Source organism: Micromonospora sp. NPDC048871 (genome assembly GCF_043198155.1).
In the GTDB taxonomy this organism is placed as follows: Bacteria; Actinomycetota; Actinomycetes; order Mycobacteriales; family Micromonosporaceae; genus Micromonospora.
Map to the genome: position 1 here is coordinate 378,742 of NZ_JBICUM010000006.1, position 7,794 is coordinate 386,535.

At 68.1% G+C, this 7,794-nt stretch carries 8 protein-coding genes and 1 pseudogene; 4 read left to right on the forward strand and 5 right to left on the reverse strand.

Annotated elements, in window-relative coordinates; translation table 11 throughout:
* The first annotated feature begins 1,293 nt into the window (after positions 1–1,293).
* Positions 1,294–2,040, forward strand: a complete 747-nt coding sequence (locus ACGFIK_RS17185; protein WP_327027186.1) for an HAD family hydrolase — start codon at positions 1,294–1,296, stop codon at positions 2,038–2,040.
* Between the two features lie 56 nt (positions 2,041–2,096).
* On the opposite strand, the gene ACGFIK_RS17190 is transcribed toward ACGFIK_RS17185, so the two are convergent.
* On the reverse strand, positions 2,097–3,182 hold the full coding sequence (locus ACGFIK_RS17190; RefSeq protein WP_327021967.1) for a hypothetical protein: 1,086 nt from the start codon (positions 3,180–3,182) through the stop codon (positions 2,097–2,099).
* A 212-nt stretch (positions 3,183–3,394) separates the two neighbouring features.
* Positions 3,395–4,459, reverse strand: coding sequence for a GNAT family N-acetyltransferase (locus ACGFIK_RS17195; RefSeq protein WP_327021968.1), 1,065 nt, complete (start codon positions 4,457–4,459; stop codon positions 3,395–3,397).
* A gap of 31 nt (positions 4,460–4,490) precedes the next feature.
* On the opposite strand from ACGFIK_RS17195, the gene ACGFIK_RS17200 reads away from it, so the two are divergent.
* Positions 4,491–4,994: a MarR family transcriptional regulator gene (locus ACGFIK_RS17200; protein ID WP_327021969.1), complete on the forward strand. Its 504-nt coding sequence runs from the start codon at positions 4,491–4,493 to the stop codon at positions 4,992–4,994.
* Between the two features lie 201 nt (positions 4,995–5,195).
* On the opposite strand, the gene ACGFIK_RS17205 is transcribed toward ACGFIK_RS17200, so the two are convergent.
* The 3 genes from ACGFIK_RS17205 to ACGFIK_RS17215 form a co-directional block, all read right to left on the reverse strand.
* Positions 5,196–5,363, reverse strand: coding sequence for a hypothetical protein (locus tag ACGFIK_RS17205; protein WP_327021970.1), 168 nt, complete (start codon positions 5,361–5,363; stop codon positions 5,196–5,198).
* A gap of 213 nt (positions 5,364–5,576) precedes the next feature.
* Positions 5,577–5,984, reverse strand: a complete 408-nt coding sequence (locus tag ACGFIK_RS17210) for a hypothetical protein (protein WP_327021971.1) — start codon at positions 5,982–5,984, stop codon at positions 5,577–5,579.
* Between the two features lie 299 nt (positions 5,985–6,283).
* Positions 6,284–6,853 carry a TetR/AcrR family transcriptional regulator gene (locus ACGFIK_RS17215; protein ID WP_327021972.1) on the reverse strand — a complete coding sequence of 190 codons (570 nt, stop codon included), beginning with the start codon at positions 6,851–6,853 and terminating at the stop codon, positions 6,284–6,286.
* Between the two features lie 91 nt (positions 6,854–6,944).
* Between ACGFIK_RS17215 and ACGFIK_RS17220 the strand changes: the two genes are divergently transcribed.
* Both ACGFIK_RS17220 and ACGFIK_RS17225 read left to right on the forward strand, forming a co-directional pair.
* Complete coding sequence (locus ACGFIK_RS17220; protein ID WP_327021973.1) at positions 6,945–7,469, forward strand: hypothetical protein; 525 nt, start codon at positions 6,945–6,947, stop codon at positions 7,467–7,469.
* Between the two features lie 140 nt (positions 7,470–7,609).
* Positions 7,610–7,699, forward strand: a pseudogene (locus ACGFIK_RS17225) (DinB family protein); the annotation flags it as partial.
* Between the last annotated feature and the right edge of the window lie 95 nt (positions 7,700–7,794).

Below are 7,794 nucleotides of genomic sequence, written 5' to 3' on the forward strand. Positions count from 1 at the left end.
AGAACCCCCGCAACCCGCGACGATCAGGAAGCCACTCCCAGGTGAGCGGTGGGGACTGAACAGGTCGTTCCCGACTTCACATTTCCGGTCGGCCGAGCGCACCATCTTGCCCTGGTAGCGGCGTCGGAGCGGTGACCGATACCATCCGGATGCAGCCACCCACAAAGCTATTAAGCGCGTTTCGGTGGCGGGCTGGATAGATCGCACAGCCACCGTATTATTTTCGATTTCACAGGGACCGCATATCGATCTCCGGACGCAGTGGGGCGCCTAGCCGACACTGAATGCTGGCAGCTCAAAGGCGGCCAGAGTGCCGGCTAGGCGCACTCGTTGAGCCAGTGACAGAGGCGAGCCCAGTCACTGGCACTAGACCACTGAACGTCAGACGGCGTTGGCCACACCGCGCACGGCGTTGGCCACACCGCGAACAGCGTCGGCCACACCGCGAACAGCGTTGGCAACTCCGCGAACATCACCACGCACCATCGTGACACCTCCTCGAATTAAGGACCATGATGTGGAATCAGCGTACGCGAATGGCGTCGCGATCGATACTCCCGGCTGACGTTCTTTCTCAGTCTGTCAAGCACACATCACTTCCTCATGCGCAACAACCGACCACAGAACATCAGGTAATGCACTGAATGGTCGCCCCCGTCAATACCGTCGCGTTATAGTCCGAACTGGACACTTGTTGACCAACGAAGCTATCGCGAGTTGATCTATAAGCGCTACGAAACGGTGATCGACACCGCCGTCACCGCCCATAGCGGCATCGAGGAGACCTTGCAGGACCTGCCGCACACCAGTCGCTACGGCGAGGACCAAACTGACCGTGCCCTGACGCGTCAAGGCACACTGTGGGCATGCACTGGGTCCACGTCGACGGCTATCCGATGCCGATCCTGGTCGGCGGGCATCCCGCCCTGGAGCTCTGCAACACCTGGGCCGGCTGGACGGAACCACCGAGCCCGGAACGGGAGTGGCTGCGCGACTTCGACCGCCTTGCTGGTGGCGACCCGGCTGCTGCGTACCGCCCTGCACGACCTCCTGCTCGACCCGGCCGACACCACGGCCTTCCGGCACGTGGCCGAGCAGGCACACCGAGCCGCCGCCGCGGCAGTGCTGGAATCGGACCAGAGCGGGCTCGCCCGCTGGACGCTGCCCGACGACCTCAGCCTGGTGCTTCCCGCCGCCAGCCGGACTGACCAGCGTCCCGGCACCGTCCCGACCGTTCACCACGGCGGCCGAAGGCGAAGGGACGGACTCTGCCGCTTGCGCAAGGATGGGGGCATGCTGCGATCGCCTCGTGCGCTTCTGCTGGACTTCGGTGGCGTCCTGGCCGACGCTCCGCGACAGTCACCGGCGCCACCGGACCTGGTCCGGCGGTTGTCCGACCTGGTCGGCGGCACCGTGTCGGGCGAGCAGATCACCACCGACCTGACCGAGGGCGGCAGAGCCTACGGCCGATGGCGGGACGACAGCGCACACACCGGCGAGCCGATCGAGCTGACCCACCCTCAGGTGTGGGCGGACTTCGTGACCCACTCCTGGCCCGAGCCGGCCCGGGCGGCGGTCGAGGAGGCGGCGACCTCCCTGGCGTACGCCTGGGCCTGGCGGCCGGACTGGCAGATCCGCCCCGGGATCCCGGAGGCCTTGCGCGCGGCGGCGGATGCGGGTCTGCCCATGGCCGTGGTCAGCAACGCGCTCTGCGGGGCCGCGCATCGCGACTTCCTCGCCACCGCCGGATTGTCCGACCTGTTCGCCGCCGAGTTCTACAGCGACGAAGCCGGACTCCGGAAGCCCAATCCCCGGCTGGCCTGGCTGGCCGCCGAGGCCATCGGCGTACCGATCGGGGAATGCTGGTTCATCGGCGACACCGTGCACCGCGACGTCGCCTGCGCCCGACGAGCCGGGACCGCCGCCGCGATCCTCATGCGCTCGCCCCGCACCGACCGCGAACCACCCCACCCGCAGCTACGACCGGACGCCCGAATCGAGGACGGCCACGGCCTGGTCACCCTGCTGCACCAGAGGTGAAGACGGCGCAGCGTCGGCGGTGGCCCTGGGAGGGCCGCCGCCGACGCTGCCCGGCGTCAGACCCGGGAGGTGAAGGTGGCCAGGAAACGGTGCGGGGTGATCACGCCGGCGTTGTCGAAGCAGAGCACGTCGACCTCGGCGTCAGTGGTGTACGACCAGGGTTGGGTGAGGTGGCAGTAGTTGCTGCCGGGGCCCTGCGCCACGACCTGGACATGCGTCTCCCTGACGCCGATCTGCGGAAAGGTCGCCAGGAAGCGGCCGGTGGGAGCCAGCGGCACCACCGTGTTGGCATTGAGACCGACCATCGAGTTGTCGTTGGTCTGCCCGCCGACGGCGGTACCCAGGTATCCGATGTGATTGGGCGGGCCGAAGGAGCCGACCACCGACCGCCGGCGGTGGTACGAGAGGACGAAGTCGCTGTTGGCGTACGCGCCGGCCTGGTCGTAGCAGAAGACCTCCGCATGCACCACGGTGCTGACCGCGCCCCAGGAGTTCACCTTGCATCGGCGGGGAAGGGCGTTCGGTTGCACGGCGGTGACCTGCACGTTGCCGGCGATCAAGTCGGGCAGCCCCACCCCAGGCAGCCGCACCGCGTACTGCCCGACACCGAACGCCCCGGCCGCGTTCCCCACGCCCGTGGAGTTGTACGACTGCGTCAACCCGCCGCCGGCCCACTGCACGTACGCATAGGAGTTGCCGGCCGGCAACACGCCCGAGCTGGTCGTCCAGAGCACGGTGAACGGGGTGTCCTCGCGCGCGCCGCCGGGCCGGTGGCACTGCACGTCGACGATCTGGTCGGCGCCGGACTGGCCCCAGCGAACCACCTCGCAGTAGTGCCCGCTCCGGTTGACCGGGGTCACATGGGGTACGCCCCGCTGGCCCGCGCCCACCTGCGGGAAGCGAACCTGGAACCGGCCCGGTCCGACCTTGATGCCGTCGGCCCAGGCGGTCGGGAACGCCGTCTTCCAGCTACCCCACTGCCGGGTGGTGTCGAGCACGGTCCAGACCGACACGCTGGGGTCCTTGACGTAGGCGAACCCCCAACGGTCAGCGGTGGCCGCTGCGGCAGGTGCCGCCGGCACGAGTACGGCGGCGGCCAGGACAGCGGCCAGCGCTGTGCTGACGAATGATCGGAGACGCATGTGTTCCTCCATTCCACCGGAACATGACGCACAGGAGTCTGTGAGCGGTAATGACTTCGTCACAATCAGCGGCGCCGATGTTTCGGTGTCGTGAAACAATCACCTCCGGCATGTATCAAAGTCGGTCATCGCGCCTCATGCACAGAAGCGCTCTGCCCGACGCCACCGGACCGAACGCGGTTCGGTCGCTCACCCACGGCCGCGACGATCCGTCAGGCCACCGGCTTGGCCAGGCTGGTGGTGCCGTCCGGATTGGCGGGTGACACCGTCCGGTACCCCTCACGGTGATAGAGGTCGATGTTGCGCTGACTCCTGGCGCCGGTGAACAGCACGATGCGGTCGCAGGCGAGGTCGGCGGCGGCTTCGGCGGTCCGCATCAGCCACCGGCCCAGTCCTTGCCCGCGCAGGTCGGGGACGACGGCGAGCCGACCCAGGTGCCAGTCGGTGTCGACGCGGCGGGTCCGCACCATGCCCAGTAGTCGGCCGTCCAACCAGAGGCCGGTGGTGTGCCAGGCGGTCAGCCAGTCGCGTACCTGTTCCGGCGACTCGTGCAGGGCCGGTATGGCCATGCTGTCGTTGGCCAGGGCCTCGTCCACCCAGCAGCACCGCTGGAGCACCGTCACCTGGCCCGCGTCGTCGGCTGTCAGTCGTCTGGCGTACGAACCGAGCAGCGGACCGGCGCAGGTCCCTGCCTGTGCGCGTTCCCGCATCGGCCGCAGCGCGTGGGCGACCCGGACCAGTTCGTCCAGGAGCCCGACACCCGCTGCCTGTCGGGCGGGGTCGGGCCGCAGTCGCCCGTCCTGCACGGCCTCACCGATCCGGATCGCCACGGTGGCGCCCAGGGGGACCAGGCGCAACGTGGTGACCACCTGCTTGGCGTGCTGGACCGCCCGGGTGCCGGCCGAGGTGTGGCCGTAGCTGACGAACCCGATCGGCTTCCACGCCCATTCCCGGCTGAGGTAGTCCAGCGCGTTCTTCAGGGTCGCCGGCATCCCGTAGTTGTACTCCGGGGTGATCGCGATGAAGGCGTCCGCCGCGTCGACGGTCTCGCTCCAGCGGCGGGTGTGCTCATGCCGGTACTCGCCGGACGAGGGATGCTCCTCCTCGTCCAGAAACGGCAGGTTCAGGTCGCTGACGGCGACCGGTACGAGCTCGACCCCGAGCTCCGCGGCCCGCGGGGTGAGCGTCTCGATCAGCCACTGCCCGACCACCGGGCCCAGGGCACCGGGACGGGTGCTGCACACCAGGGCAAGAACACGAATCGGTCTCGTTGACATGGAAACGAATCGTAGGTGCTAGATTGATTACATGTCAACGAACCCGGCAGCGGAGCCCGTACGCTGGTTGAATCCGGATGAGGAGCGGGCGTGGCGGGCGTACCGGCGGGTGATGGTCGCCGTGTCGACCGGCACGGCCCGCGATCTCGCGGCGATCGGGCTCTCCGAACCCGACTACGAGGTGTTGAGCACCCTCTCGGAACGACCCGACCACACCAGCGGCCTGGGCGAACAGGCCGACAAGATGGGCTGGTCACGCAGCCGACTGTCCCGCCACGCCACCCGGATGGAGGCACGCGGCCTGCTGCGGCGCACCCCCGACCCTAGCGACGGCCGAGGCTGCCTCCTCACCCTCACCGCCCAGGGTCTGACCGCGCTGGAAGAGGCCGCACCGACCCATGTCGAGTCGGTCCGACGCCACTTCATCGACCGGCTGACCCCGCAAGACCTCACCGCCGTCGAACGGATCGCCCGACGGCTGGCAGAACCCGCACCGGCTCCGATCAGCGACGAGCAGGAGGCGGTGCAGCGGTAGCCGGGCACGGGCTTGACGGAGCTTCCGGCTGCTCATGCTCGATCTCGTACCGGCACTCGCTGCACGGCTCCGGCGGGAGGTGTTCGCGCCAGTCATGACCGCAGACGGAACAGTCGCCGTACCATCGCGGGCCTCGCCGCATCCTCACCCCGCCATTGGGACCCGTAGGCCGGGTGCGGAGATCAGCGCCAGGTCACGACCTCACGTCGCCGAGGAGATGGGGTACGGCCGCAGGTGCGCAGCCAACTCCACCTCGGCACGCAGCCGGAAGTCGCACGGCCAGTAGGCGTGGCAATCCCGGCAACGACGAGGCTCCTCGCCGTCCTGACCATGCCGCGCGGCGAGCAGCCGCCAGTCCTCACGATCCACGTTCTCCGATATACCCCGGTACCCGACAGAACGAACCGACCGCCGAGCGGCAGGACCGGCGAGCGACGAACGCTCGCAATCTTGGACACTTGTCGTCATCAGCTATCGAAAAGTGTCCAAGATTGACGGCCGCGGCTCTGCCCAGGGCGTCGTGGCCGCGGTGCAGGACCCACTACCTGCGCAATTTGCTGTGTCTCGTGCCGATGCAGTCTTCTACACCCGCACGCGGGGGTCGGCCAGCACGTTGGCGACCACGGCCGTCATCCCGTCGACGCACAGCGTCGGCGCGCCGACCACAAACTCCTCCCGATCGAGCCACTCCACGCGCTCGACGCCCGGCGTGGCCAGGATGCCCACGTCGAGCTGCAGCGACGCGTGGTCGTCGTAGTATCCGCGGGCGGCGTCACCGACCCAGAGAGACCAGTGGTATCCGGCGCCGCCCCGCCTTCGTTCCGCCTCCGTGAGCGGGTCGGCTTTCAGGTCGCCGGTGTCAAGCAGCTCGGCGACGGTCACGGGTTCCAAATCCGGACGGGCCGGCGGCAGCACCACATCGAGGAGGTGCTCGAGATGAACCGTGCAGGTACAGTTTCCCCGCTGCGGAGCAGCCCAACTGTCGACCATCACAGCACTCTACGACCCCGGGCTCATCCGGTCGTCATCTCCTGTCTCTGCTCTTGCGACGCGACTCGCCGTGACTTGTACCGGCCCCGTCAGCGCACACGACGGGCGGCGTGAGCGGATGCCTTTGATCGCTGCCGTGCGGGCCAACGCCACGTAGTCGACTGCACACCCGATCGGCGGCATGACCGGCCGTCAAGGACTGCGGGTGGGGGCGGGTCTCAGTCGATGGCGCCTTCGATCACAGTGTCTTGTGCCCCGTGTGTGCCTCACCGGCAGACTCCTTGCCCCCAAGGCGACGATCAACCTGCGGAGCGGGGTGCGCGATCGAGCAACAGGTCGACCGCACGCTGCGCAACCTCCCCCCGGGTGCGCTGCTCGTGATCGGCGGCCAGGAAGTGCACGCCAATCGCCATGCAGAAGGCGAGTAGGGCGCGGGCCTCGATCTCCTCCGGGTCCGCATAGAAGGCGCCGATCATCTGGCGCAGCAGCGCCATCCGCCGGTTGTCCACCGCGCGCAGCCGCTCGGCGACCGCCTCATCGCGCCGCGCCCAGGTGCGGATCGCGAGGTCGATCGGCAGCAACCGGCTACTCGAGAACGTGAGCACACCGGCCCGCTGGATCTGGCTGCGCGGATCGCCACCCTCACGCTGGACGCGCGCGATCACCTCCTCCGTGCTCTCGCGCTCCCACACGTCGAGCATCGCGCGCAGCAGCGCATCACGGTCGTCGAAGAAGCCGTAGAAACCGCCCTTGGTGACGCCGAGCCGCTTCGCGAGCACCTCGACCCGGACGGCGTCCGGGCCGCCCTCGGCCAAGACCAGCAGACCCTCCTCGATCCACCTGTCGCGGGGCGTGCGGATGGCAGCCACTGCGTCTCACCTCGTTCTGTTGTGTACACCACCGTGCAAGCCGGCTACAGTCGCAATATACGGCACCGTATATTGCGAATGGAGCTGCCCCATGAGTGCAAGAGCCGCCGTCAGCACCGTCGGGGTCGAACGTCTGCCCGCGTCGGTGCGTACCCTCAGCTCCCTGTCTCGGATCGACTACGCCGACCACTTCGTGCTGCCGACCGGCGCCGCCGCACCGGTCGAACGGTGGGCCCGGGTGATGTTCGGTGACACGCCCGACGCCATCGAGCTGTTTCTGTGGCGGGGCCTGATGGGCTTACGGCTCAGCCGGACCGTGTCGGCGGACACCGTAGCCGGCTGGCAGATCGGCGAGCAGGATGACGAATGGATCCGACTCGAAGCCACCTCTTGGTTCCTGACCGCCAACCTGGTCGTCCAAGCGACCGGTGACAGCGTGGCTCTGGGAACATTCCTCCGCTACGACCGCTGGCTGGCGCACCTGGTCTGGCCTCCGCTGTCGGTCCTGCATCGCCAGCTCGTACCCGGCGTTCTGCGCAAGGCGGCGGCCCGGGTCGCGGCGGCAAGGTCTGCAGCGAGGTGTCGAGCCGATGATGAAGGCATTGGACCGGCCTAGGACTCAACAGCCTCCGCGCCGCCTACCTTGCTACGGACTGAGACGTTCTAGCGGAACCAGCACGGGGCGGGCACACGGCAGGCAATGCCCGGCGTCCGCGCGGGTCCTAGCCAGGTCTCCGTTGTACGTAGGGTGCGGAAGTGAAAAGAAGCGAGCAGCTCTCGGAGCAGTTGGACTGGTACTGGCGCAAGAACCTGCGGCCACGGCTGGAGGGTCTTACCGACGAGGAGTGTCCCGCACCGGGTTTGATGGAGACATCGAAATCTGGGAGGAACATCAGCGATGCCCGCACCGAAGAAGTACAACGATGAGCTGCGTGAGCGTG

Bases quoted from the DNA above. Each gene is read 5' to 3' on its own strand.
- ACGFIK_RS17195 (WP_327021968.1), bottom strand. From the start codon at position 4,459: ATGTCAACGAGACCGATTCGTGTTCTTGCCCTGGTGTGCAGCACCCGT.
- ACGFIK_RS17190 (WP_327021967.1), bottom strand. From the start codon at position 3,182: ATGCGTCTCCGATCATTCGTCAGCACAGCGCTGGCCGCTGTCCTGGCC.
- ACGFIK_RS17220 (WP_327021973.1), top strand. From the start codon at position 6,945: ATGAGTGCAAGAGCCGCCGTCAGCACCGTCGGGGTCGAACGTCTGCCC.
- ACGFIK_RS17185 (WP_327027186.1), top strand. From the start codon at position 1,294: ATGCTGCGATCGCCTCGTGCGCTTCTGCTGGACTTCGGTGGCGTCCTG.
- ACGFIK_RS17210 (WP_327021971.1), bottom strand. From the start codon at position 5,984: ATGGTCGACAGTTGGGCTGCTCCGCAGCGGGGAAACTGTACCTGCACG.
- ACGFIK_RS17200 (WP_327021969.1), top strand. From the start codon at position 4,491: ATGTCAACGAACCCGGCAGCGGAGCCCGTACGCTGGTTGAATCCGGAT.